Below are 23,881 nucleotides of genomic sequence, written 5' to 3'. Positions count from 1 at the left end.
TCCTTCCCAGCATTATCCTTCAATCACGACGCTTGTAAGCACTATCACCGCGCTCCTAGATAGTCTGTCTCTTATTTTTTTACCGCTGCATCACTTCCCAGCCCTACTCCTTATCTGAATACTTCCTGAATACCCACGCCCAGCGTTTAGCCATCGGCGCTATTATTGCGACTATCTGATCTAAGCAAAAAATGACTACCCTTCTTGGCTTTTACAAACACCAAAGAAGAATAGTCACTTATGTGTTGCTACATTTAACTACCTAAGGTTCGCTATCAGGCGAAGATAAAACCTTCCGCCAGGTACTTGGTCTGCATTTCATCGGATGAGGCGAAATATGCCATCACATCGCCTTGGTCGAGCTGTCCGGTTTCAAGCCCTTCCGACCAGTGTTCGAATCCTTCTGCATCCGGCGCACGGTCAAAGGCGTTGTCATAGAGCAGCGTCAGGAAGTCATCATCACTCAGGCTATCTCCGTGCTCGCTGACAAACTCCTCCGACCCAAAGAAGTAGTCTGCCACTTCGAAGATGCTGCTACCCTCGTCACGAATACCGGTCCAGTATTCCAGCCCGCCAGTATCCGCCTCGCGATCAAATGCTTCCTGATAAAGCGCCTCAACAGCTGATACCTCAACGCTATTAATCACATCCGCTAGCTCAACGGACACAGTGGCTGATGATTCTTCTCCCTGACTATCTTCAATGGAATACTCGAAGGTATCCACGGCTGACGCTTCAGTCGACCCTTCAAACGCTGAACGCTGGTCGTAAACAAAGTCACCGTTTTCCTGCACAATCACTGTCGCGCCAGACTCCAGCTCCATCTCGGTATCAAACACAACCGCCTGATCTTCGATCTGAGTGATGGCAATGGTGTCACCATCACCATCCTGATCCGCCCCGCTACCGTTGTCAGCCAGCAGATTACCGCTCATCAGCCAACCGAACCTGCCAGCCACGGCATCATCACCCGCTACAGGTGCCACATTCTGCGTTACTGAAACCGGCGGAGTGATGCCAGGTAGCTCAGGGCGTGGCTCTGGTTCTGGTTCCGGCTCCGGTGCTGGTTGCGGCTCTGGTTCTGGTTGCGGCTCTGGTTCCGGTTCCGGTTCCGGCATCGGATTTGGGACAGGCGCTACTTCGACATTCACCTTAGCGGTCGCGGTTTCGCCGTTGCCGTCATCTACCGTGTAGGTGAAGCTATCATTGCCGCTGAAATCGGCATTCGGTGTGTACGTCACCGTGCCATCATCGTTGTTGATCAGCTCACCGTTGGCGGCTGCGCCAAGGCTGGCAACCGTTAAGGCATCACCATCTACGTCGCTGTCGTTGGCCAGCACATCAACCGTAACAGCGGTGTCTTCATCGGTCGTTGCTGTGTCATCTTCGGCAACTGGCGCATCGTTTACTGCGGCAACCTCAACGTTAACCGTTGCAGTTGCTGAGCCTCCGTTACCGTCACCTACCGTGTAGGTGAAGCTGTCCGTGCCATTGAAGTTGGCATTCGGGGTGTAGGTGAGCGAGCCATCAAGATTGGAAACCACCGAACCATTTGTTGGATCCGTCAAGCTATCAATCGTCAGCTCATCGCCGTCTTCATCCTGATCATTGTCTAGCGGATTAAAGCTAACGGAACCATCTGTATCATCCATTTCAATAACATCATCAATGGCATCCGGATCATTATTGGCAACTGGCTCCCATAGCGAGTCACCTTCAATGTTCCAGCCGAAGTCATTGATCAGCGCGTCGCGGGCTTCCTGTGATTCGCTGGAATACTGAAGACCTTCTGCCCCTAGTAAAACCCCCTCTTGCACACCGCTTGTCAATGCCTGCTGATACCAGCCGTTCAAGGTGGCATCGTAATTGCTAATAGATAAGCCGGAATGATCCAGCATGCTCTCCATGTCGGCTACATTCTGAATTTCAAAGCCCGATAAATCCTGATTGAAAGCAGTAGCGCCTTCGAACATGCCAGCCATATACACAACGCTGGATGTATCCCAGTCGCCGATATCCTGATTGAATACATCAGCACCGGAGAACATAGCCCCCATATAGTTAACACTGGAGGTATCCCAGCCACCTATACCTTGATTAAACGCCTCAGTATCAGCGAACACTCCCCACATGCTGATGACGTTGGATGTATCCCAATCACCAATATCCTGATTAAATGCATCAGCTTGCCAGAACATATCATTCATATGGGTAACGCTAGATGTGTCCCAATCACCGATGTCCTGATTAAACGCGTCGGCATCTTCAAACATTTTGTTCATATAGAGAGCACTAGAAGTATCCCAACTACCGATATCCTGATTGAATGCTGATGCACCTGAGAACATTAAACGCATATCAGTGACATTAGAGGTGTCCCAACCGCCTATATCCTGATCGAATGCAACGGCACCAGCAAACATACTACTCATACCAGAAACAAAATTTGATCCCCAGAAAGGATCAATCTCTTCTAGGTCTAAAAATAGTTCATTACTTATACCTGCCACGCTGGAAGTATTCCAGTTACCGATGTCCTGGTTAAATTTAGTAGCATCCTGAAACATACCACTCATACTGGTAACACTCGACGTATCCCAACCGCCGATATCCTGATCGAATGCTCCAGCACCTTTGAACATACCACTCATACTGGTAACACTTGATGAATCCCAACCACCAATATCCTGATCGAATACTCCGGCACCATTGAACATACTACTCATACTGGTAACACTCGATGTATCCCAACCACCAATATCCTGATCGAATACTCCGGCACCATTGAACATACTACTCATACTGGTAACACTAGAAGTATCCCAGGCGCCGATATCCTGATTAAACAAATCGGCACCGCTGAACATATCATTCATGTAGATGACACTAGACGTATCCCAGCCACCGATATTTTGGTTGAACGAATTGGAATAACTGAACATTTCGTGCATAGAAATAACACTAGACGTATCCCAGCCACCAATATCCTGATTAAACGAATCGGCACCGCTGAACATATCATTCATGTAGATGACATTAGACGTATCCCAGCTACCAATATCCTGATTAAACGAGTCGGCACCATCGAACATATATCCCATATTGGTAACACTAGAAGTGTCCCAGCCACCAATATCCTGGTTAAACGCAGCAGCGGCTTCGAACATTCTCCACATATTGGTAACACTGGAAGTATCCCAACCACCAATGTCCTGATCGAATATAGTGGAGCCGGAGAGCATTCCTCCCATATCGGCAGTTGAGCCGGAGAATAGACGCTCCATACTGGTAACGCTAAAGGTATCCCAGCCACCAATATCCTGATTAAACGAATCAGCTCCATTGAACATGGCAGCCATGCTGATGACATTGGAGGTGTCCAGGCCGGTTATATCCGGAATAGAGTTCCCATCTGGATCAGTGCCATCCCTGAACCATTCATACAAATCTGTCACCGTGCCGTTTTCAATTTCTGGATATGCCATTTTCCTTCCTCGGGAATGCTTGTCTCTTGACGAATATAAGCAAATACAATCGGCTAACCTATCGCATTTCAGAACGCTAGATTCTAAACAAATGCTACATCCACCAGCGTTTCAGAATGCGTTAAACGGCTGAGGTTTTGCCGGAGAGGAAGGGGGTTTAGAGAGAACAACTGGCGAATCAAGGCTAAAAAATAAAAGCACATCCACAAGCCGTGGTTATGCTTTTATTTATGGGTAGGATATTGGGAATTCAGGGTTTACTGAAATCGCCCTGGTTTGCGGGCAACGTCCTCCAGCGCCCAGCCGTTAGTACTTATCTGACCTTCCAGAGTTTGCTCGACGATTGGTGTCAGGTCGGGGAAAAAATTCAGCCCTGTTTTTGCCTCTACCTCATCAATGGATACCAAGTAGTCATCCAGGGGTTCATTACCGCGAACCTTCTGCGGCATGATAAAGGCTAACGCGCGCGGGTTTTCCGGGTGTGGCGCTACGATGATCTTGTAGAACGCAACCGGCACTTCGACAAAGCCAACGCGATCCATGGCATTGCTGAAACCTTCCGCGTAGATCGGCCCGGTGATTACCTGAAGTTGCTCGAAACGCGGCGCGAAATGATCCATCACCGCTTCTTCCAGACGTTGCCATAGTTGGCGGTTCAACTCTGGCGTTTGCGGTGACATGTTACTCATCAGAAAGGTGTCTACCTGAGCCTGGCGGCCATGCACCGCAGCGATGGCGTAGTTGGGCGCCAGGTGGCCACGGTCGTAACCACTGCCCGAGTAGCTATCAGTGCCGATTGGCCAGAGCGTTCGCCAATCGGCTGAGAAGCCTGGGCGACTGCCAATGGCGGCATCGTCAACGGCGGCTAGTTGATAGCTGACCCATAAGGCCCCTGCACGCACATCTGACCACCCTAGCAGGTAGCCGTCGTTACGCATCACGCGGTGAAAGGATGTCAGGCTTAGTTCGTCCCAGGTGGGCACCCCTTCCCAGGTATAGGCATCGCGGTAGCTTTGCTCTTGAAATAGCCATAGGCCTGAACCAATCACAATAAATAGGGCCGTCACCGCGAGGCGACGGCCCTGACGACGTAAACGAGACATTGCGCGACCCAAGGTACTAACTCCTTTTAGTAGTGCGGGAAAATACAGCTAGGGGCAGGTGTTACCAGCCCACTGAGAACATGGTTTCCAGGTCATGGCGCGAATGCACCTGCATGGCGTTAAGCGTTTCGGTATCACTGATACCTTCCACTTTATTTAGGCGCTCAGTGACAAGCTCAGCAAGGCTTTCAAAATCCCGCGTGCGGGCGATAGCGACAAGATCATAGCGACCACAGGTGGAATACACCTCGCTGATACCTTCCACATCAGCAAGACGTTCAGCCACAGCCTTTACCTGGCCTTTTTCGGTATTGATCAAAATAACAGCGTTTTGCATGGCGAGCCTCACGAAATAATAATATTCAACAACCAAGGAACGTATTAGAACTTCTTGTGCCAAAGTATAACAGCACAATGAGTGACTGCGCAGACGGGTTGAGTAAGACTTATTAGGCAGGACTTAACAACCCCTTAACGTGGCGAATTGTCGCTGGATGATAAGCTTATTCGCACTCTGCAGACACTTACGCTAAGATACCTGTGAACTCCGGTTAAGCAGGTTCTGTCGGAGCCCTGAAGAGGTGGACAACCACCCACAAGACCGTGAATACAACGTCAGACCGTGACGATAAGGAGAGATCATGGCTAATCAAAGCCGTCGTGACTTCATGCGCAACAGTATGCTAGGCCTTGCGGCACTGCCGCTTGGTGCTGGCATTCTTTCCAAGACTGCTTTCGCCCAGGATCTGCCACGCCTGGATCCTTCCTCCAGTAACGCTCAGGCGTTGAACTATGTAGAAGTCGCTAGCGAAGCAAGCGATCATCCTGCTTATTCTGAAGGCGAGCAGTGTGATAACTGCATGTTCTGGATTGCCGATAAACAAGGCTGCCAGCTGTTCCCGCAGAACAGCGTCGCACCAGAAGGTTGGTGCCAATCCTGGACAGCCGCTGCCTAAGCGCTGTTCGTGCACCAAGATGTTAAAAGCCCGCTTTCCAGCGGGCTTTTTTATGTTGCTTATGATTCATACCCTGCACTTAGAGCGCTGCAGCCACTTGGGTTCCCTGCTCAATGGCACGCTTGGCATCCAGTTCGGCCGCTTCCTCGGCACCGCCAATAATCTGTACCCTGATACCAGCCTTTTCCAAAGGCTCCAGTAAGTTACGCACAGATTCCTGACCCGCACACACCACTATGCTATCTACCGCAAGCAGCTGCACTGTGTCCTGATGGCGGATGTGCAAGCCCTGATCGTCGATCTGCAGGTACTCACACCCTGCCAGCATGGTAACGCCATGCTGTTTAAGCGAAGCTCGATGCACCCAACCAGTGGTCTTGCCGAGGTTTTTGCCGGGCTTGGAAGTTTTACGCTGCAACATTACCACCTCTCGGGCGCTGGCCGGATGCTGCGGGGTCTTCAGTCCACCTGCCTGACTAATCTCAAGATCAACGCCCCATTCATCGCACCAGGCATTGATATCCAAGGCCGTAGGCACCTGATTGACCAGCAGTTCAGCCACGTCAAAGCCAATACCACCTGAACCGATCACCGCGACTTTGTGGCCCACACGCTGCGGCTCGCGGATCGCCTCGGCATAGGAGAGCACACTGGGATGGTCTGCACCGGGTATCGCCAGCTGACGCGGCTGTACGCCGGTGGCCAATACGACCTCGTCAAACATTGCCAGATCCTCTACGCTGGCTTGGTGATTGAGTCGGATGTCCACCGCGTATTTTTCCAGCATCACCCGGTAATAGCGCAGAGTCTCGTTGAACTCCTCTTTACCAGGAATCTTGCGTGCATAATTGAACTGCCCGCCTAACTCGGCCTGACGTTCAAACAGCACCACCTGATGCCCGCGCTGAGCAGCAGTCACGGCTGCCGCAAGCCCCGCAGGGCCACCCCCCACAACCGCGACCTGCCTGATTTTGGCCGCAGGTGTCACCACCAACTCCGTCTCATGGCAAGCACGCGGATTGACCAGGCAGGACGTCAGCTTGCCAGCGAAGGTATGATCCAGACAGGCCTGATTACAGGCGATGCAGGTATTGATTTCATCCGCGCGCCCCTCCTCGGCTTTGTTAACCCATTCAGGGTCAGCCAGAAACGGACGAGCCATGGAGACCATATCCGCATGGCCTTGTGCCAGCACCTGTTCAGCCACCTCCGGCATGTTGATCCGGTTGGTGGTAATCAATGGCAGCGTGACCTCATCACGCAGTTTTTGTGTCACACGGGTGAAGGCCGCGCGTGGCACGCTGGTGACGATGGTCGGCACCCTGGCCTCATGCCAGCCAATGCCGGTATTCAGCGCATCAGCCCCCGCGGCTTCAATGGCCTTGGCCAGGGCAGCCACCTCTTCATGAGTGCTGCCCTCTTCTACCAGATCAATCATCGATAAACGAAAAATCAGCGCAAAGTCCTTGCCGACCGCTGCACGCACCCGACGTACAATTTCAATAGCAAAGCGAATGCGGTTTTCAAAACTCCCGCCCCACTGATCATCACGCTGATTGGTGCGCTGGCAGATAAACTGATTAATCAGGTAGCCTTCAGAGCCCATGATTTCAACGCCGTCATAGCCCGCCTGCTGGGCCAGACGGGCACAGCGCACATAGTCGGCGATCTGCTGCTCGACTTCGTCGCTATCAAGCGCTCGCGGGGTGAACCTATTGATCGGCGCCTGAATAGCAGAGGGTGCCACCAGCTCAGGCGAGTAGGCATAGCGCCCGGCGTGGAGAATCTGCATGCATAGATGCCCACCCTCGCGGTGAACCGCGTCCACTACTTGACGATGCTCAGCAAGCTGGGAGTGATCTATCAGCGCATTGGCCCCATGAAAAACAGCGCCTTCAGGATTAGGCGCAATGCCACCGGTAACGATCAGGCCAACGCCTGCCCGAGCGCGCTCCGCGTAAAAATGTGCCAGCCTGGCAAAGCCATTGGGTGATTCCTCAAGGTTGGTATGCATCGACCCCATCAATACGCGGTTGGGCAATGTTAAGGGGCCAAGCTGTAGCGGCTGGAAAATATGCGGGTAGGCAGTCATCGGGCTTCCTCACTCAAGCAGATGTTATTGTTTGCGGCTATTCAAACAAGCGTATGACATTGTTCTGATCAGGAACACCCCTGAGTTCGATAATCTGGACGACAACGATGGCTAGATGAGTTAATCACAACCTTGCCCCTTGTCGTTTGTTTCAATGCGCGTCACATTAACAGGCTAACTATTCTCAGGAACCTTTTTTCAGGAACCTTTACATGCGACTGATTTACTTTTTGCCGCCGCTGGCCACGGTGCTGATCTGGTCAGGCAACATGACCATCAACCAGCTAACGGTGGGCAGCATTGCGCCGAGCAGTATTGCCTTTCTACGCTGGTTATTGGCCTTGCTGGTGATGACGCCCTTTGTGCTGCCTGCCGCCTGGCGTCATCGCGATGAGATTCTCAAGCAATGGCCAAGGCTTGCGCTACTGGGCATGCTGGGAATGGGCTTATGGCAAGGCCTGGCCTATGTGGCAGCAGAGACAACCTCGGCCACCAATATGGGCATTCTCGCGGCCATGGTGCCGCTTTTGACCGTGCTGCTTAGTGCGCTGATCCTGCGCGAGCCGCCCACCCTTGGCGGTATTATGGGCGGCGTTCTGGCCTTTTTCGGCGTCACCGTGCTGCTTGGCCAAGGTAACCCGTTATCATTGCTGCAGCTAAAGGTATCACCAGGGGATGCCTTGATGGTGGTCGCGGCCACCTGTTATGCCATGTATGGGGTCATGCTGCGGCGCTGGCAGATGAAGCTGCCGCCCTGGGTCATGCTGTATGGCCAGATATGCTTTGCGGTGCTGATTCTGCTGCCCCCTTATCTGCTCGGGCCAAAGACGCCCGTTGATGGGCATAATGTCTGGCTGATTCTGTATGCGGGCATTCCGGCATCGATCATTACAACGTACCTATGGATGCGCGCGGTGCGTCAGATCGGGGCCAACCAGGCAAGTATTTTCATTAATCTGATGCCCTTGTTCAGTGCCATTATTGCCATGATCTTTCTGGGCGAACACTTGGCCGTCTTCCACATTATTGGTGGTCTTTTGATTCTCGGGGGTGTCATCATGGCACAGACATTGACCCTGCCGTTCAAGCAGACACTGGCCCAGTGGAAGCCAGACCGACCTCAACAGTAGCGGCGCAGAAATGCTAGAGTAACGCTATATTTTTGAATTGGGAAAACCAGACACTATGTCCCTAGAAGATCTGCACCTGAACACGCGTAACCTGACCTCTGAGGATTATTCTCAGCTCAAATCACTGATGGATGCGGTCTATCACGATATTGGAGGCGCCTGGCCAAAGCATACGATTGACAAACTGATCCATGAATTCCCGGATGGTCAGATCGCCATTGAAGATGACGGTGTGCTCGTCGGGGTCGCTTTGACCGTGCAGGTGGATTACGACGAGTTTTCCAATCCTCACAAGTACGACGACCTGATCGGCCACCGTGAAGTCATCCTCAATGACAGTAACGGCGATGCCATGTACGGCCTGGATATCCTGATTCACCCGGATTATCGCGGTTACCGTCTAGGGCGCCGCCTGTATGAGGCGCGCAAGGAACTGTGCCGCTCACTCAACATGCGGGCCATTCTGGCCGGCGGACGGATTCCCGAATATCATCAGCATGCTGATGAAATGGGGCCCACAGAGTATATCGACAAAGTATCCCGCAAGGAGCTCTACGACCCGATTCTGTCTTTCCAGCTGGCCAATGACTTTCAGGTCAAGCGCCTGCTGCGTAAATACCTGCCGGAAGATGAGCAGTCCAAGGGTTATGCCACCCTGCTTGAGTGGAACAATATCCTGTTCGAGCCTGCCGCCAATATTCTCGATACCCGCCCTACCCAGGTACGCGTTGGCGCCGTACAGTGGCAGATGCGCGAATTTTCTTCGGTGGAAGCAGCCCTTCAGCAGATTGAATACTTTGTGGATGCCTTGTCGGACTACCAGAGTGACTTTGCCGTCTTCCCGGAGCTGTTCAATGCGCCACTGATGGGCTTGCAGGATCGTGCCGCCCAGCAGGATCAGATGGCGGCCATCCGCTTTCTGGCCAGCTTTACCGAACAGTTCAAGACTGAGCTGTCGCGTATGGCGGTGTCCTACAATATCAATATTGTAGGCGGCTCGATGATCGAAGTCGGCGAAGATGATCGGCTTTATAATATTGCTTATCTCTTCCATCGCGACGGCACCGTCGAGCGCCAGGCCAAGCTGCACATCACGCCTCAGGAACGCCGCGACTGGGTGATTGAAGGCGGTGACAACCTGCAGATATTTGAAACCGATGCCGGGCGCGTTGGCATTCTGATCTGCTATGACGTCGAGTTCCCGGAACTTGGCCGCCTGCTGGCGGATCAGGAAATGGATATCCTGTTTGTGCCTTTCTGGACTGACACCAAGAACGGCTACCTGCGAGTACGCCACTGCTCCCAGGCTCGCGCGATTGAAAACGAGTGTTATGTGGTGCTGTGCGGCAGTGTCGGCAACCTGCCGTCGATCGAAAATCTGGATATCCAGTATGCCCAGTCAGCGGTATTCTCGCCGTCTGATTTTGCCTTCCCTCACGACGCCGTATTGGCAGAAACCACGCCCAACACCGAGATGATCTTCTTCTCGGATCTGGACCTGACCCGTCTGACGGTGCTGCGCGCTGAAGGTTCGGTGACCAACCTCAAGGACCGCCGCAAAGATCTGTTTGATCTGCGCTGGCGCGACTGGTCGTGGAAGTCTGGCGCCAATCTGGAAGACTGACCGCATAACGCCGCCCGCTCGGGCGGCGTTATACTTTAGGGCAGCAAAAAAATTGGCCGCTTCAATCAGGCCAGACAAGATCAGAAGAGATACGCCCTTTGCTGTCGAAGACCACACCTTCATCGCGCAACTTCTGGTGTTGGCGTTCAGCACCGCCGTGGTCTGCCAGCTTAAGCGATGCCGCAATCACCCTATGCCAGGGCAATGAGTGCCCTGCGGGTAGATTGCGCAACGCTGAACCGACCATGCGCGGGGTCGCGCCTTCGGTCATCGCCGCAATACGCCCATAGGTGGTTACCCGTCCTGCAGGAATCTTTTCCACAATGGTATAGATCTGCTCAAGCAGTTCAGGGCGTGGCATGGCGCTTGCTTCTTCCTCTGTTCGGTTGTTCTGGCGATACGGTCTATTAATACGGTCTATTGATACAGTCTCTCATCTTCCTTCTCAAAGCAATCACGTCTGCTTTAGCAAGACGTTATCGTCTGTTTATCTGACAAAAAGACGCAGGTAAGTGAACGTAAAGGATTGCAAATCGCTTTCGCCCTTAGTATAAGAAGGGCTATTCATGAATGTTTCCATTCTTTTTTCTGCGTTCAAACAGGTCTGCGCCCATGCCCATTCGCTGGCTAAGCCCGTCCCCGTCATCGCGCCGTTTTCCCACGGCGGATTGGCAGACAGCCTGCCAACGTGTTGCATTACTGAATACACTTGGCGATGAAGAAGCCGAGCAGCTTGGCCAACGCGCCTGGCAGTTTCTGGCTCAAAAACGCATTACCTTTCACCCTGAATTACAGGACGTAGCCTTTGACCGACCGGCTTACCTGGTATTGGCCGGTCAGGCCTGTTTACTGACGCTTGGATGGAGCAGTTTCGAACATTCCGATGCCTTTTCCAACGTGCACGAAATTATCCTGCTGCCTGATGGGTTTACCCGCCAGGTGGAAGAAATGGATACGTTTGGTGTCGTCCACGAATACACGGATAGCCGAGCGGGCGAAACCTCTTATCAGGGGCCTGTGGTGCTGTCATTTACCGACCTGATGCAAAGTGGCGATTTCAACGGCTACAATGTTCTGATCCATGAACTGGCCCACAAACTCGATATGGGCAACGCCATTGATATTGACGGTTTTCCACCGCTGCCCACGAGCATTACACCGGCAGAGTGGCACGGTGTATTCAGCGGCGTATGGAATGACCTTCAGGGCAGGCTTCAGTGTGGCCAGCCAACCCCGATTGACGATTATGCGGCCAGCCACCCCGGAGAATGCTTTGCCGTATGCTGCGAAGCATTTTTCTGCGCCCCCGCGATTCTCGCAGATGCTTACCCGGATCTGTATGGGCTACTGTGTCGTTACTTCAATCAACAGCCACTCTCACGCTTTCAGCGCTAGACCCTTTACACACCGCCTTTTACCCACCACTTTGCAGGAGAGTCACCATGCGCACTGGCATGATCCCACTGGTCATGAGCCTGGGTCTGCTTACCGGCTGCACCGGCATCCCCTCCGGCACCCAGCCCGTCACTGATTTCGAGCTCGACCGCTATCTGGGTGAGTGGTACGAAATTGCCCGTCTGGATCACTCCTTTGAGCGCGGACTTGAGTGCGTCACTGCCAGCTATAGCATGCGTGATGATGGCGGCGTACGTGTAATCAATCGCGGCTATAACCCTGAAGAGCAAGCCTGGGATGAGGCGGAAGGCCGCGCCTATTTTATTGAGGAAGAAGATATCGGACGTCTGAAAGTCAGCTTTTTTGGCCCCTTCTATGGCGGCTATAATATTCTGGAACTTGATGACGACTATCAGTGGGCGCTGGTGTCCGGGCCTAACCGCGACTACTTATGGATACTCTCGCGCTCACCACAAATGGATGAGGCGACTGAGAATCGCCTGCGCGAACGCGCTGCCGAAATGGATTTTCCTACCGATGAACTGATTGACGTTGCTCAGGGCGATAGCTGCCCGGATTAAACCTTTCGACTTTACGATAAACAATAAGGAATTTTCATGCCCCAGCGTATTGCGGTAATTGCCGGTGACGGTATTGGCACTGAAGTCATGCCGGAAGGTCTGCGCGTACTCGATGCCACCGCACGCAAGTTTGCTCTTGAGCTTGATTTCCAGACCTTTGAGTTTGGCAGCTGTGACTATTACCTGAATCACGGCAAGATGCTTCCGGATGACTGGTTCGAACAGCTCAAGGGGTTTGATGCCTTGTTCTATGGCGCCGTTGGCTGGCCAGACACGGTGCCTGACCATATCTCGCTGTGGGGCTCCTTGCTGCAGTTTCGCCGCCGCTTTGACCAATATATCAACCTGCGCCCCTGCAAGCTCATGCCCGGGATCAAAAGCCCACTGGCCGGGCGGGCGCCGGGAGATATCGATTTCTATGTGGTGCGCGAAAATACCGAGGGCGAGTATTCCAGCGTCGGCGGCAAGATGTTTGAAGGCACCGAGCGGGAAGTGGTCATTCAGGAAACCGTAATGACTCGCACCGGCGTCGACCGTGTCCTCAAATATGCCTTTGAGCTTGCCCAGTCAAGGCCACGCAAAAAGCTGACTTCCGCCACCAAATCCAACGGTATTTCCATCACCATGCCCTACTGGGATGAGCGGGTGGAAACCATGGCGGCCAACTACCCTGAGGTCAATGTGGACAAATTCCATATTGATATCCTTACCGCCAACTTTGTGCTGCATCCAGACTGGTTTGATGTGGTGGTCGGCAGCAACCTGTTTGGTGATATTCTCTCGGATCTTGGCCCCGCCTGTACCGGCACTATTGGCATTGCACCGTCGGCCAACATCAACCCACAGGGTCACTTCCCCAGCCTGTTCGAGCCGGTACACGGCAGTGCACCAGACATTGCCGGTAAGGGGATTGCCAACCCGATCGGTCAGATCTGGTCCGGTGCCATGATGCTGGAGCACCTTGGCCACCAGGCCGCCGCCGATGCCATTGTCAGGGCTATTGAGGCCGTGCTCGAAGAAGGCAACCCGGCGGTTCTAACCCCGGATATTGGCGGCCAGGGCAACACCCAGACTCTGGGCAAGGCGATTACTGAGCACCTATAAGCTGCCCGCCAGAAAAGGCCCCCAGAAAACTGCAAAACGCCTCGCTGACAGTGCCAGCGAGGCGTTTTTGTTGCAATGAGCTATTTAGGCGCGTTCAAGGCCCATGCCTGCAACAGCGCTTAACAGCAGCGGCGTATCAGCTAGCCAGCTTTAAAGCTGTTTTGGCGACCAGATTGCCTTGGAAACGGGCAATTTTCAGCTCGCTTTCATCCGGCTGGCGCGAACCATCAGCGCCTGCCAGCGTCGCGGCACCATAAGGGGTGTTACCGCTGACTTTGGAAATATCAAACTGGTCTTCCACGCCATAGCCAATCGGTACGATGATCATGCCGTGGTGGGCCAGGGTGGTCCAGGTTGATGTAATCGTCTGTTCATCACCGCCACCAGTACCCGTTGAGGTGAACACACTGGCTACCTTGCCGCGCAGGGCGCCGTTAGCCCATAGCCCACCGGTCTGATCAAGGAAGGTGCGCATCTGCCCTGCCATATTGCCAAACCGGGTAGGCGTGCCAAAGATAATCGCATCGTAATCGGCCAGTTCCTCAGGCGACGCTTCGGGGGTTGTATAGTCCTGCTTACCACCTGCGTTGTTGAACGCCTCTTGCGGCATGGTTTCCGGCACGCGTTTGACGGTCACCTCGACCCCCGCTACTTCTTTCGCACCGTCAGCAATTGCCTGTGCCATGGTATCGATATGGCCATACATGGAATAGTAAAGCACCAGTACCTTTGTCATTGCCTTGCTCCTTTTAATCTGATCTGGGCTGATTTATCGCCATACAATCAGCGTGTTAATTGACGGTACAAGCATAGCGACTCACTGCACGGATAAAAGCGAAAGATTTCGACGCGCTCAGTCGAATTAATCAAAATGCGCGTCAAACCTCGTACTTTTAGTGCGAGGAAGGAAAACGCGAGGCGCGCAGCGCCTCTATGTTGACATGCTATTTATACTACGCTAAATTTTAGGAATGACCACCGTACACCGCGCCTACAGATATCGGTTTTACCCAACACCTGAGCAAGCTGGACAGCTTGCCCAGATGTTTGACTGTGTGCGGTATGTCTACAACCACTTCCTGCGTCAGCGTACCGATGCTTGGTTCGAGCGTCAGGAACGCATGAACTATAACGCCACTGCCAAAGCGCTCACTGTTCTTAAGAAACAACCAGAAACGGCGTTTCTGGCCGATGTATCCAACGTCTGCCTGCAGCAGTCGCTCCGGCACCTGGATCGAGCGTTTAGCAACTTTTTTAAAGGCCAGGCGCGGTATCCCACCTTCAAGAAAAAGCAGCGCAAGCAATCAGCCACTTACATGGCCAATGGCTTTCGCTGGCGCGATGGCAAGCTGTGGCTCGCCAAGCACAAAGACCCGCTGGCTATCCGCTGGAGTCGGTAATTTTTCCGGCACACCTAGCAGCATCACGGTGAGCTGTGACACCGCTGGCCGTTACCACGTCAGTTTTTTAGTGGAAGAAGCGGTGACGCCGCTCCCTGTGACACCCAAGATGGTCGGTATCGACCTGGGACTAACCCACCGCGTCATCACTAGTCACGGCGATAAAATCTCCAACCCACGTTTTTTGCGGCGCACTGAGCGCAAGCTGGCACGAGCGCAACGAAGCCTGTCCCGCAAACAGAAAGGCTCAAACAACCGTGCCAAAGCGCGGCATCGGGTGGCCAGGGTGCATGCCAAATTGGCCGATCAGCGCAGCGACGCCAACCATAAACTTTCCACGCAGCTTATTCACGAGAACCAAGTTATTGCTGCCGAAAGTTTACAGATCAAAAACATGCTGAAAAACCGTAAGCTGGCCAAAGCGATTAGCGACGTGGGTTGGCATCAACTGCTCCAGCAGCTGGCCTACAAGGCCGAGCGGCATGGGCGTCAATTCGTGCAGATAGACAAATGGTACCCCAGTTCGAAGCGTTGTTTTCACTGTGGTCATATCACTGACAAGATGCCGCTCACTATCCGCACCTGGAACTGCCCGAGCTGCGGCACTCAAGGTATTGACCGCGATGTAAACGCCGCTCGCAACATTTTACAATCGGGCAAAGCGATTCTGGCAGGGGCTGACAAGCTCCGCCAGCATGAAAAGACTACCGTAGGGCTTACGGGAGGTTAAGCCTGTGGAGCTTGTGTAAGACCGGCGGTGTCATCACCAAAGGCAACGGGCTGCGAAGCAGGAACCTGGAAGGCAACAACCAGGGAATCTCCTTCCTTTCCGCCGTAGGCGGCAGCTTCCTAAGAAGCTGAGGGAGGAGAGGAGGTCAATGGTTGTTTCACCTGCGCACCGGCTTTTTCACTCCAACGACGTCTTGGCTTGCGTCGGCCTAATATTCAGGTAAAGGTGGCATCAGACAAAGATCGTTGAAAAATAATATCAAGGAACGCCCTATGCTAACCGAATGGCTTGACTGGACGCTGGAAGGTAAACCTGCATCGCGCCGCAGTGGCCCGCTGGCATCGGGTAACTACACACTGCATGGGCCTGGGATACTTGAACTGACGCCTGAAACCCTGGGCGACAACCCCCATGCCTGCGTTTTTTCAGCGGCCATTCATGGCAATGAAACCGCACCGGTTGAGCTGCTTGGTGAACTGCTTGCGCAGATTGAAGCTGGCCTGCTGGCGCTGGGTTCCCCCGTACTGGTGATTCTGGGCAACCTGCCCGCCTTGCGCGATGGCAAGCGCTTTATCAACACCAACCTCAACCGCCTGTTCCAGCGCGGCCTGAGTCTGGAGGGCAATGAGCCGGCGCGCGCCCGTGAACTGATGAGCCAGGTGGATCAGTTCTATCAACGCCATGCCGAGCTGCCCGCCCTTCACTACGATCTGCATACTGCGATTCGGGAAAGCCTCTATCCACGTTTTGTCGTCGAGCCGTTTGCCGAAGCAGACACAGCGGATGAACAGTGGCCATGGCTGGCGGGTGCTGACATCCAGGCAGTACTTCATCAGCATCAGCATAGCTGGACATTTTCCCACTACAGCAAACACTACCACGGCGCTCAGGCTTTTACCTTTGAGCTGGGCCGGGTGGCGCCTTTTGGTGCCAATGATCTGGACGCGCTGCGCCCCATGCTGGCGTTACTGGCGGCACTGGCTTGCGCTCAGGCGCCAGCAGCGCAACCGCCTGACAGGATGGTGTTTTTTAGGGTAGCGCAGGAAATCATGCGCCAAAGTGATGAATTCACTCTATGCTTTGATGACGATATACCCAACTTTACCGCCTTCCCATCAGGCACACTGCTGGCTCAGGATGCTCACGCTGGAGCCTTCAAGGTCGGCGAGGCGCCACTTCACGTGGTGTTTCCAAACGCCAATGTGGAAATCGGCGCCCGCGCGGCATTGCTGGTTGCCCCTGTGGAGGCTAGTCGCGTCTAAGGTTTCCACCATTTGCTATCAGTAATCAATACACACAATAACGATAAAAATAGTATGACAACCGCCAGCCACACGAGGTGAACAGCGTTTGAGCTGCTTTCACTAAAGTCGGATATAATAATGCCAGTTGACCACCCTGTGTCGTCATACTGTCATGTTGCTGCGGCAACCCCTGTAATGGAGTCAAAAACAATGGCCGCAACGCCCATTCCTCTGGAAGTACGTAATATCACCAAGCGCTTTGGCGATACCGAAGTGCTGAAAGGTCTTTCGCTACAGGCTCACAAGGGCGATGTGATTACCCTGATTGGCGCATCAGGCTCCGGCAAGAGCACCTTCCTGCGCTGTATGAACCTGCTGGAACAGCCCAATGAAGGCGATTTATTCGTCCACGGTGAAGAGATTCGCTTCAAGACAACCAAGCACGGGCGCGAGCCGGCCGACTGGCGCCAGGTCGTCAATATGCGCGCCAAGCTGTCGATGGTATTTCAGAGCTTCAACCTTTGGGCCCACATGACCCTGCTGGAAAACATCACCGAAGCCCCTATCCATGTGCTGAAAAAGCCCAAGGCTGAAGCCGTTGAACACGCCCATGCGTTACTTGAGCGGGTCGGTCTCTCTCATCGAGCCAATGCCTACCCGGCGCAGATGTCTGGCGGGCAGCAGCAACGGGGTGCCATCGCCCGCGCCCTGGCAATGAACCCGGAAGTCATGCTGTTTGACGAACCCACCTCAGCGCTTGACCCGGAGCTGGTGGGAGATGTACTTAAGGTTATGCGTGACCTTGCCGATGAAGGCCGCACCATGGTGGTGGTCACTCATGAAATGAGCTTTGCCCGGGATGTTTCCAGCCAGGTGATTTATCTGCACGAAGGCCGAGTTGAAGAAGCGGGCCGCCCGGCAGAGGTGCTTGAAAACCCTCAATCGCCGCGCCTGCAGCAATTTCTCGCCCCCAATTATTGATCCTGCGCACGGAGCAAGTCTTATCATGATTGATCTCCAAGGCTACGGCCCACGCCTGCTTGAAGGCGCCGGGGTCACCTTATCACTGGCGTTACTGTCGCTGTTGGTCGCCATTCTTCTTGGCCTGTTGACCGCGACAGCAAAGATGTCACGTAGCTGGGTCGCGCATCGAACCGCAACCCTGTATACCACCATTATTCGCGGCGTGCCGGATCTGGTGCTGATGATGCTGCTGTTCTTCGGTGGCCAGATTGGCGTCAACATGATCACTGACTGGCTTTACGAGCAGTTTGGTATCGATATCTTTATCAATATCAACGAGTTTGTTGCCGGTGTCGTCACGATCGGGTTGATTTTTGGCGCCTATATGGGTGAGACCTTCCGCGGTGCTTTCATGGCCGTTGAACACGGCCAGATCGAAGCGGGTAAAGCCTATGGGATGAGCAATGCCCTGGTGTTCCGCCGCATCCGCTTTCCGCAGATGATGCGCCACGCCCTGCCCGGGCTTTCCAACAACTGGATGGTACTGCTCAAGACAACCGCCCTGGTTTCTGTGATCGGCCTTTCCGATATGGTACGTATCGCCGCTGAAGCCTCAAAAGCGACCCGCGAGCCCTTCACCTTCATGATCACAGTGGCACTGATTTACCTCTTGATTGCCAGCGCCTCTGAGTGGTTCTTTGCTCGCCTGCAGAAACGCTATGATATTGGCTACGGGGAGGCTGACTGATGGATGCTCTAATGACTCAGCTTGAAGCATTGCTGGCCGATAACAGCATCTTCACCCTGCAAACGCTTTCCTATTACACCGAAGGGTTGACGGTCACCGTTCAACTGGTATTTCTATCCCTGCTAATTGGCCTGGTGCTGGCGGTGCCGTTGGCGATTGGCCGCAGCTCCAAGCGCGGCTGGATCAAATGGCCGATTTTCGCCTATACCTATGTGTTTCGCGGCACACCGCTGCTGATTCAGCTCTACCTGATTTACTACGGCGTCGTCTTTGTTGACGGCATTCAGGAAACCTGGCTATGGGTGATTCTGGAAGATCCTTTCATGCCGGCACTGATTGCCTTCACCCTGAATACGGCGGCGTACACCACAGAAATTTTCCGTGGCGCCATCAAGTCAACGCCCAAAGGGGAAATCGAAGCAGCACGTGCCTACGGTATGTCCACTAACCTGATGCTCAGGCGTGTGGTATTGCCCAGCGCCTTCCGCCGCGCACTCCCCGCTTACGGCAATGAAGTGATCTTCATGCTCCACGCCAGCGCGATTGCCAGCGTGGTGACCATCATGGATCTGACCGGCGCCGCCCGCTTTGTCTATGCGCGCTTTTATGCGCCTTTCGAAGCCTTTCTGTTTGTTGCGGCCATCTATCTGTGCCTGACTTTTGCGATTCTGTACTTTTTCCGTTATCTGGAGAAAAAACTGCTGGCGCATTTACAGCCCATGTCGTGAGCTGGCGTGCCCCAGACGAGATGAAACAAACGTTAGTTCAAACGTTGACCAGACTTTTGGCATTCATGTCTGAGTGAGTTAATTTAAACGCGAACACTTTTATGGGTGTGCACGTTCAACTTGGAGATAGACAATGAAAAAAATACTGACGACTTCACTGCTTAGCCTGGCCATTGCCGCTACCAGCGCACAGGCACGGGATTACGATGAGATCCGCATTGGCGTGGACGTTCCCTACGAGCCAATGGAATACCGTACGCCGGACGGTGAACTGACCGGCTTTGATATCGATCTGGGTAACGCCCTGTGTGCCGAGATTGGCATTGATTGCGAGTGGGTGGTACAAGGCTGGGACGGCATTATCCCCGGTCTGCTGGCACGTAAATATGATGCCATCATGTCATCCATGACCATCAACGAGCAGCGCCGTGACCAGGTACTGTTCTCTGAACCCTATATCACCCCACCATCCGCTTGGTTTGCACCGGCAAGCAGCGAGCTTTCTGATACCACAGAAGCAACCCTTGATGGCCTGACCATTGGCGTCCAGCGCGGTACCCTGCAGGATAACTACGTCACTGATATGTTCGGTGATGTCGCCAACGTCAATCGCTACTCCACCGCCGATGATATGGTGCTGGATATGGAAGCCCAGCGTCTGGATATCCTTTTCCTGGATTATCCGGTCGGTCAGTCAACCTTGCTGAACAGCGATAACCGCGCCTATAAGGTCGTCGGTGAGATGATTACCGAGCCGAAAGAGTACTTCGGTGAGGGCTTCGGGATTGCCTTCCGCCAGCGCGATGAGGCGCTTGCCGAACAGTTCAATGAAGCACTGGCTACACTTCAGGAAAACGGCACTTACGATGAAATCCACACCCGCTACTTTGATGCGAAATAAGCTGGCTTAACTGACAGTCGGTCTGATAATACAAACGCCTCTCCGTTAATCGCCGGGGAGGCGTTTTTTTGCTGGTCACAATACCCACTTTGATACGTTAACATCCGCCGCCGAGAGGCAGGCTTACATATCAAAGGTCACATGGGGCGCGGGCGCGTCCGGCAACAGCTTGGCGCAGTCACGGGTTTTGGCCATCAGTTCGGCATGGCTGTCGGCCAGCAGGTTGATGTGCCCCAGTTTGCGCCCGGCCCGCTCGCCTTTGCCGTAGCGGTGCAAGTGAGCGTTGGGCAGCTTCAGGACTTCGACGCTTGACGGCTCACGCCCAATCACATTCACCATACAGGTAGGTGCCAGAGCGCTGGTTTCCCCCAGCGGCAGGCCCTGAATGGCGCGCAGATGATTTTCGAACTGGCTGGTGATGGCGCCATCCATGGTCCAGTGACCAGAGTTATGCACCCGAGGCGCCATTTCATTGGCCAGCAGTGTACCCTCCCGGCTCTGGAACAGCTCAAGGGCCAGTACGCCAACATAATCCAGCTCATCAAGCAGGGCCTGGATATAGCGGTCAGCCGTTTGTTGCACACCGGCGTCAAGATCCGGTAACGGCGCGGCCGAATAGCGCAGAATGCCATCAACGTGCTGGTTTTCCGCCATCGGATAGCATTTAACGCTGCCGTCGCGCCCGCGTACCGCTATGATCGAGACCTCGCGGACAAAATCCACAAAGGCTTCCACGATCAGCTGGGAGTGACCAATCGCCGCCCAGGCGCTGGCCGCCTCACTGGGCTTTCTGAGCACCGCCTGGCCTTTGCCGTCATAACCCTCAGTGACCGACTTTGCGACCACAGGGCAACCCAACTCACCCGCGGCAGCTTCAAGCTCGGCAGCACTTTCCACCACCCGATACGCTGGCGTAGGAATGCCCAGACGGTCAAACAGCGTCTTTTCCTCTACCCGGTTCTGGCATACTTCAATGGCCCGGCTGCTGGGGTAGACCGGCTTGTGCTGTTCAATTTCGCGCACCAAGGCCACCGGCAGATGCTCGAATTCATAGGTCACCACATCAACCTTGTCGAGAAATGCAGCCAGATGCTGGTTATCGGGGTCAATCACCACCTCACCAATGTCGGCACTCGGCTTGCCAGTGGTGTCCAGGAAAGTAAAGCGGTTGCCCAGCGGATAGCCTGCCAGCGCCAGCATCTGACCAAGCTGCCCGGCACCCAGAATGCCAATATTCATGACGTTGCTCCTTTTAATCGTGGGTGACTAATCATGGGGACGCGGGTCGGGGTTATCCAGCACCGCCTGAGTCTGTTCAGCGCGAAACTGTTCGACAGCGGCGCGCACGTCCGCATCTTGCAACCCAACAATCTGCGCGGCCAGAAGCCCTGCATTGGTGGCGCCTGCCTTGCCGATGGCCAGGGTGCCCACGGCGATGCCGCCCGGCATCTGGGCGATGGACAGCAGGGAATCAAGGCCTTTCAGCGCCTTGGACTCCACCGGCACACCCAACACCGGCAGCGGCGTCTGGGAGGCCACCATCCCCGGCAGGTGCGCAGCGCCACCGGCACCGGCCACAATCACTTGCAGGCCGCGTTCAGCAGCGCCTTTAGCATAGTCGAACAGCAGATCCGGGGTACGATGCGCCGATACCACGCGGGTTTCGTAGTCAACGCCGAGTTTTTCCAACATCTGTACGGCGTGCTCCATAACCGGCCAGTCAGACTTTGATCCCATAATCACCCCAACGCGGGGCGCGCTGTTCGCTGCCATGTTTCATTCCTCGGGTCGCTTGAAAATTAAAGCGCATAGTCTACCAGAGCACGCCACAAACAGCGCATAAACGAGAAGGTTGAAATTTAGCGTGAAGAAGTATTGAAAAGCATTTCGTCACGCGTCATTGTGTGCAGGTAACTTCTGACTGATGGAGCATCATGAGTACGGTACGCCTTTCTGCGCATGCGGATATTTCCGACCCTCCGCGAAGCTGCCCTGACGAACTAGACGTCAGGGAACTTGAAAAACGCACACGTTTGATGCGTATTATCACTCGTCATATTGCCGTTTCCGAGCTGGCAAGCCGGGATATTGCACGGCAAGCTGGCCTTCCGGTGCAGAAGATCAGCGATCTGCTGGCCGGGCGCCTTGAGCATCTTAATATTGATGAGCTGCATCAACTGCGCAGCACCTTGGAGGCGCAGACACCTTTTCATTAATGATCCAATTTCTCAGGTGACTGCTCCCCGCCCTAAGCGCTGACGCGCCACGAGCGAGGCTTCCAACTTCTCAGGCAGCAACCGAAGCGTGGCCGGATTTACGCATACCTCCATTGGCAGGAACCGACAGTCCTTCGGCTCGTAGTTTAACAATCCCCTGCTGGCGGATATTGATCGCGGCGTTGATATCGCGATCAATGCCTTGTGTGCCGCAACCCGCGCAATCCCAGGTGCGAATACTGAGCGGCATCTTCTCGACCTTGTGGCCGCAGCCAGCACAGGTCTTGGTGCTGGCAAACCATTGATCAATTTTAACCAGGTGCTTGCCTTGGGCTTCTGCCTTATACGCCAGCTTTTGGATCAGGCTGTACCAACTGGCATCGGCAATGTGTTTTGCCAGCTTGCGGTTTTTCAGCATGTTTTTGACTTTCAAGGTCTCGACCACTACCGCTTGGTTGTCGTCAATGAGTTGTCGAGACAGCTTGTGCTGGAAGTCAGCACGAGTATTCGCCAGACGCTCGTGCGCCTTGGCGAGCTTGACCCGTGCTTTCGCACGGCCTTTGCTGCCTTTCTGGCAGCGGGAGAGTGATTTCTGCTTGCGCCGCAGGTTGGCGCGCGCCCGCTTGAGGAAGCGGGGGTTGGCCGTCTTGTTACCTTCAGAGTCGATGGCGAGGTGTGTCAGCCCCATATCCACACCCAGTATGGCGTCCACTGTTTGCAGCGGTGCCAGGGCTTCCTCTCCGTCATCGACCAGCACCGAGGCGTAGTATTTGCCGGTGGTGGTGCGGGTCAAAGTAATGCTTTTCAGTGTACCTGTGATCTCACGATGAAGGCGTGCCTTGATGGGGGTGAGTTTCGGTATCTTGATATCGCCCTCACCGAGCTTGATGCCGGTGCAGTGATAGCTCGATTGTTTGCCGTGCTTGCGCTTGAACCTCGGATATCGAGCTTTTAGCTGGGGATTAAAGAAGTTCTGGAAAGCCCGATCCAGGTTAATACACGCTTGTTGCAACGCAATCGAATCGTAGTCTTTAAGCCAGGGGTATTTGCGAGACTTCTTCGCCACTGCCAGTAACGGCTTGAGATCTTTCTTGGCGCGGAGCTTGGTGCCATGCCGTTTGTACTGTGTGCTGATGATATGCAATGCCTTGTTGTACACAAACCGCACCGCACCGAACTGAGCGTTCAAGAACGCTGCCTGTTTAGGGGTCGGGTAGAGACGTATTTTCGTGGCTTTCAGCATGGCATGGGGTCATTAAGGCTGTATATCTATCCATCATAAACGGCGAAGTGTAAAGATCAACCCCCTGCAGCGCTATCGCGCTGCCCGCTTATATCCCCGCCCGACGACTGGGCGAGGGTTTACGCGGAGCTTTGCTAAACCGATTTTCATCCAAACCAGCCCCAGCGGCTGGTTTTTTATTTTCCGGCCCACTCACCACTCACCACTCACTATTAACTGAACATTAAAAAAACCGACC

The 23,881-nt window shown here is 54.0% G+C and carries 21 protein-coding genes and 1 pseudogene; 13 read left to right on the top strand and 9 right to left on the bottom strand.

The window, feature by feature from the left end:
• Positions 1–275: 275 nt before the first annotated feature.
• From OR573_05205 to OR573_05195, 3 genes are all read right to left on the bottom strand, one after another.
• A complete protein-coding gene (locus OR573_05205; GenBank protein XGA81052.1) occupies positions 276–3,485 on the bottom strand; it encodes a BspA family leucine-rich repeat surface protein in 3,210 nt (1,069 codons plus the stop codon).
• A 257-nt stretch (positions 3,486–3,742) separates the two neighbouring features.
• Positions 3,743–4,588: a DNA/RNA non-specific endonuclease gene (locus tag OR573_05200; GenBank protein ID XGA81051.1), complete on the bottom strand. Its 846-nt coding sequence runs from the start codon at positions 4,586–4,588 to the stop codon at positions 3,743–3,745.
• A 61-nt stretch (positions 4,589–4,649) separates the two neighbouring features.
• Positions 4,650–4,925: an Lrp/AsnC ligand binding domain-containing protein gene (locus OR573_05195; protein XGA81050.1), complete on the bottom strand. Its 276-nt coding sequence runs from the start codon at positions 4,923–4,925 to the stop codon at positions 4,650–4,652.
• A 304-nt stretch (positions 4,926–5,229) separates the two neighbouring features.
• Here OR573_05195 and OR573_05190 point away from each other — a divergent pair, with 304 nt between their 5' ends.
• A complete protein-coding gene (locus OR573_05190) occupies positions 5,230–5,544 on the top strand; it encodes a high-potential iron-sulfur protein (protein ID XGA81049.1) in 315 nt (104 codons plus the stop codon).
• Positions 5,545–5,623: 79 nt separating this feature from the next.
• Here OR573_05190 and OR573_05185 read toward each other — a convergent pair whose 3' ends face one another.
• Positions 5,624–7,636 carry an NADPH-dependent 2,4-dienoyl-CoA reductase gene (locus OR573_05185; GenBank protein XGA81048.1) on the bottom strand — a complete coding sequence of 671 codons (2,013 nt, stop codon included), beginning with the start codon at positions 7,634–7,636 and terminating at the stop codon, positions 5,624–5,626.
• Positions 7,637–7,848: 212 nt separating this feature from the next.
• Between OR573_05185 and OR573_05180 the strand changes: the two genes are divergently transcribed.
• Positions 7,849–8,766 carry a DMT family transporter gene (locus OR573_05180; GenBank protein XGA81047.1) on the top strand — a complete coding sequence of 306 codons (918 nt, stop codon included), beginning with the start codon at positions 7,849–7,851 and terminating at the stop codon, positions 8,764–8,766.
• Between the two features lie 55 nt (positions 8,767–8,821).
• Positions 8,822–10,390: a bifunctional GNAT family N-acetyltransferase/carbon-nitrogen hydrolase family protein gene (locus OR573_05175; protein XGA81046.1), complete on the top strand. Its 1,569-nt coding sequence runs from the start codon at positions 8,822–8,824 to the stop codon at positions 10,388–10,390.
• A gap of 61 nt (positions 10,391–10,451) precedes the next feature.
• Here OR573_05175 and OR573_05170 read toward each other — a convergent pair whose 3' ends face one another.
• The gene (locus OR573_05170) at positions 10,452–10,751 is read right to left on the bottom strand and encodes an MGMT family protein (protein ID XGA81045.1); all 300 of its coding nucleotides are present in this window, start codon (positions 10,749–10,751) and stop codon (positions 10,452–10,454) included.
• Positions 10,752–11,002: 251 nt separating this feature from the next.
• Between OR573_05170 and OR573_05165 the strand changes: the two genes are divergently transcribed.
• The 3 genes from OR573_05165 to OR573_05155 are packed head-to-tail and all read left to right on the top strand — an operon-like array spanning position 11,003 to position 13,470.
• Positions 11,003–11,785 (top strand): zinc-dependent peptidase, encoded by a 783-nt coding sequence (locus tag OR573_05165; protein ID XGA81044.1) that lies wholly within the window; start codon positions 11,003–11,005, stop codon positions 11,783–11,785.
• Positions 11,786–11,832: 47 nt separating this feature from the next.
• Entirely contained in the window at positions 11,833–12,366 is a 534-nt protein-coding gene (locus OR573_05160) for a lipocalin family protein (protein XGA81043.1), read from the top strand.
• Between the two features lie 36 nt (positions 12,367–12,402).
• Positions 12,403–13,470, top strand: coding sequence for a tartrate dehydrogenase (locus OR573_05155; GenBank protein ID XGA81042.1), 1,068 nt, complete (start codon positions 12,403–12,405; stop codon positions 13,468–13,470).
• Between the two features lie 136 nt (positions 13,471–13,606).
• Here the strand turns inward: OR573_05155 and wrbA are convergent, their stop codons facing one another.
• The gene (gene wrbA / locus OR573_05150) at positions 13,607–14,206 is read right to left on the bottom strand and encodes an NAD(P)H:quinone oxidoreductase (protein ID XGA81041.1); all 600 of its coding nucleotides are present in this window, start codon (positions 14,204–14,206) and stop codon (positions 13,607–13,609) included.
• 235 nt (positions 14,207–14,441) lie between these two features.
• Here wrbA and OR573_05145 point away from each other — a divergent pair.
• The 6 genes and pseudogenes from OR573_05145 to OR573_05120 all read left to right on the top strand — a co-directional run bounded on the left by OR573_05145 (position 14,442) and on the right by OR573_05120 (position 20,184).
• Positions 14,442–15,600 (top strand): annotated as a pseudogene (locus OR573_05145) (transposase).
• Between the two features lie 272 nt (positions 15,601–15,872).
• Positions 15,873–16,862, top strand: a complete 990-nt coding sequence (locus OR573_05140; protein XGA81040.1) for a succinylglutamate desuccinylase — start codon at positions 15,873–15,875, stop codon at positions 16,860–16,862.
• Positions 16,863–17,054: 192 nt separating this feature from the next.
• Positions 17,055–17,825, top strand: a complete 771-nt coding sequence (locus tag OR573_05135; GenBank protein ID XGA81039.1) for an ATP-binding cassette domain-containing protein — start codon at positions 17,055–17,057, stop codon at positions 17,823–17,825.
• A 25-nt stretch (positions 17,826–17,850) separates the two neighbouring features.
• Complete coding sequence (locus OR573_05130) at positions 17,851–18,555, top strand: ABC transporter permease (protein ID XGA81038.1); 705 nt, start codon at positions 17,851–17,853, stop codon at positions 18,553–18,555.
• Positions 18,555–19,283: an ABC transporter permease gene (locus tag OR573_05125; protein XGA81037.1), complete on the top strand. Its 729-nt coding sequence runs from the start codon at positions 18,555–18,557 to the stop codon at positions 19,281–19,283. Before OR573_05130 ends, OR573_05125 begins: the two co-directional genes overlap by 1 nt.
• A 133-nt stretch (positions 19,284–19,416) precedes the next feature.
• Positions 19,417–20,184, top strand: a complete 768-nt coding sequence (locus tag OR573_05120) for a transporter substrate-binding domain-containing protein (protein ID XGA81036.1) — start codon at positions 19,417–19,419, stop codon at positions 20,182–20,184.
• Positions 20,185–20,307: 123 nt separating this feature from the next.
• On the opposite strand, the gene OR573_05115 is transcribed toward OR573_05120, so the two are convergent.
• Positions 20,308–21,423, bottom strand: coding sequence for a 5-(carboxyamino)imidazole ribonucleotide synthase (locus OR573_05115; GenBank protein XGA81035.1), 1,116 nt, complete (start codon positions 21,421–21,423; stop codon positions 20,308–20,310).
• A gap of 27 nt (positions 21,424–21,450) precedes the next feature.
• Positions 21,451–21,957 carry a 5-(carboxyamino)imidazole ribonucleotide mutase gene (gene purE / locus OR573_05110; GenBank protein ID XGA81034.1) on the bottom strand — a complete coding sequence of 169 codons (507 nt, stop codon included), beginning with the start codon at positions 21,955–21,957 and terminating at the stop codon, positions 21,451–21,453.
• 161 nt (positions 21,958–22,118) lie between these two features.
• Between purE and OR573_05105 the strand changes: the two genes are divergently transcribed.
• Entirely contained in the window at positions 22,119–22,400 is a 282-nt protein-coding gene (locus OR573_05105) for an XRE family transcriptional regulator (GenBank protein XGA81033.1), read from the top strand.
• Between the two features lie 70 nt (positions 22,401–22,470).
• On the opposite strand, the gene OR573_05100 is transcribed toward OR573_05105, so the two are convergent.
• Complete coding sequence (locus tag OR573_05100; GenBank protein ID XGA81032.1) at positions 22,471–23,643, bottom strand: transposase; 1,173 nt, start codon at positions 23,641–23,643, stop codon at positions 22,471–22,473.
• Between the last annotated feature and the right edge of the window lie 238 nt (positions 23,644–23,881).

The sequence above is a fragment of the Halomonas sp. CH40 genome, assembly GCA_041875495.1.
Taxonomy (GTDB): domain Bacteria; phylum Pseudomonadota; class Gammaproteobacteria; order Pseudomonadales; family Halomonadaceae; genus Vreelandella.
The sequence above is the reverse complement of the archived record's forward strand: the minus strand, read 5'-3'. Positions and strand labels throughout refer to the sequence as shown.

Coding starts and splice junctions, on each gene's coding strand:
- OR573_05190 (XGA81049.1), top strand. CDS start 5,230: ATGGCTAATCAAAGCCGTCGTGACTTCATGCGCAACAGTATGCTAGGC.
- purE (XGA81034.1), bottom strand. CDS start 21,957: ATGGCAGCGAACAGCGCGCCCCGCGTTGGGGTGATTATGGGATCAAAG.
- OR573_05195 (XGA81050.1), bottom strand. CDS start 4,925: ATGCAAAACGCTGTTATTTTGATCAATACCGAAAAAGGCCAGGTAAAG.
- OR573_05180 (XGA81047.1), top strand. CDS start 7,849: ATGCGACTGATTTACTTTTTGCCGCCGCTGGCCACGGTGCTGATCTGG.
- OR573_05100 (XGA81032.1), bottom strand. CDS start 23,643: ATGCTGAAAGCCACGAAAATACGTCTCTACCCGACCCCTAAACAGGCA.
- OR573_05130 (XGA81038.1), top strand. CDS start 17,851: ATGATTGATCTCCAAGGCTACGGCCCACGCCTGCTTGAAGGCGCCGGG.
- wrbA (XGA81041.1), bottom strand. CDS start 14,206: ATGACAAAGGTACTGGTGCTTTACTATTCCATGTATGGCCATATCGAT.
- OR573_05155 (XGA81042.1), top strand. CDS start 12,403: ATGCCCCAGCGTATTGCGGTAATTGCCGGTGACGGTATTGGCACTGAA.
- OR573_05170 (XGA81045.1), bottom strand. CDS start 10,751: ATGCCACGCCCTGAACTGCTTGAGCAGATCTATACCATTGTGGAAAAG.
- OR573_05160 (XGA81043.1), top strand. CDS start 11,833: ATGCGCACTGGCATGATCCCACTGGTCATGAGCCTGGGTCTGCTTACC.
- OR573_05175 (XGA81046.1), top strand. CDS start 8,822: ATGTCCCTAGAAGATCTGCACCTGAACACGCGTAACCTGACCTCTGAG.
- OR573_05200 (XGA81051.1), bottom strand. CDS start 4,588: ATGTCTCGTTTACGTCGTCAGGGCCGTCGCCTCGCGGTGACGGCCCTA.
- OR573_05185 (XGA81048.1), bottom strand. CDS start 7,636: ATGACTGCCTACCCGCATATTTTCCAGCCGCTACAGCTTGGCCCCTTA.
- OR573_05115 (XGA81035.1), bottom strand. CDS start 21,423: ATGAATATTGGCATTCTGGGTGCCGGGCAGCTTGGTCAGATGCTGGCG.
- OR573_05125 (XGA81037.1), top strand. CDS start 18,555: ATGGATGCTCTAATGACTCAGCTTGAAGCATTGCTGGCCGATAACAGC.
- OR573_05120 (XGA81036.1), top strand. CDS start 19,417: ATGAAAAAAATACTGACGACTTCACTGCTTAGCCTGGCCATTGCCGCT.
- OR573_05140 (XGA81040.1), top strand. CDS start 15,873: ATGCTAACCGAATGGCTTGACTGGACGCTGGAAGGTAAACCTGCATCG.
- OR573_05165 (XGA81044.1), top strand. CDS start 11,003: ATGCCCATTCGCTGGCTAAGCCCGTCCCCGTCATCGCGCCGTTTTCCC.
- OR573_05105 (XGA81033.1), top strand. CDS start 22,119: ATGAGTACGGTACGCCTTTCTGCGCATGCGGATATTTCCGACCCTCCG.
- OR573_05135 (XGA81039.1), top strand. CDS start 17,055: ATGGCCGCAACGCCCATTCCTCTGGAAGTACGTAATATCACCAAGCGC.
- OR573_05205 (XGA81052.1), bottom strand. CDS start 3,485: ATGGCATATCCAGAAATTGAAAACGGCACGGTGACAGATTTGTATGAA.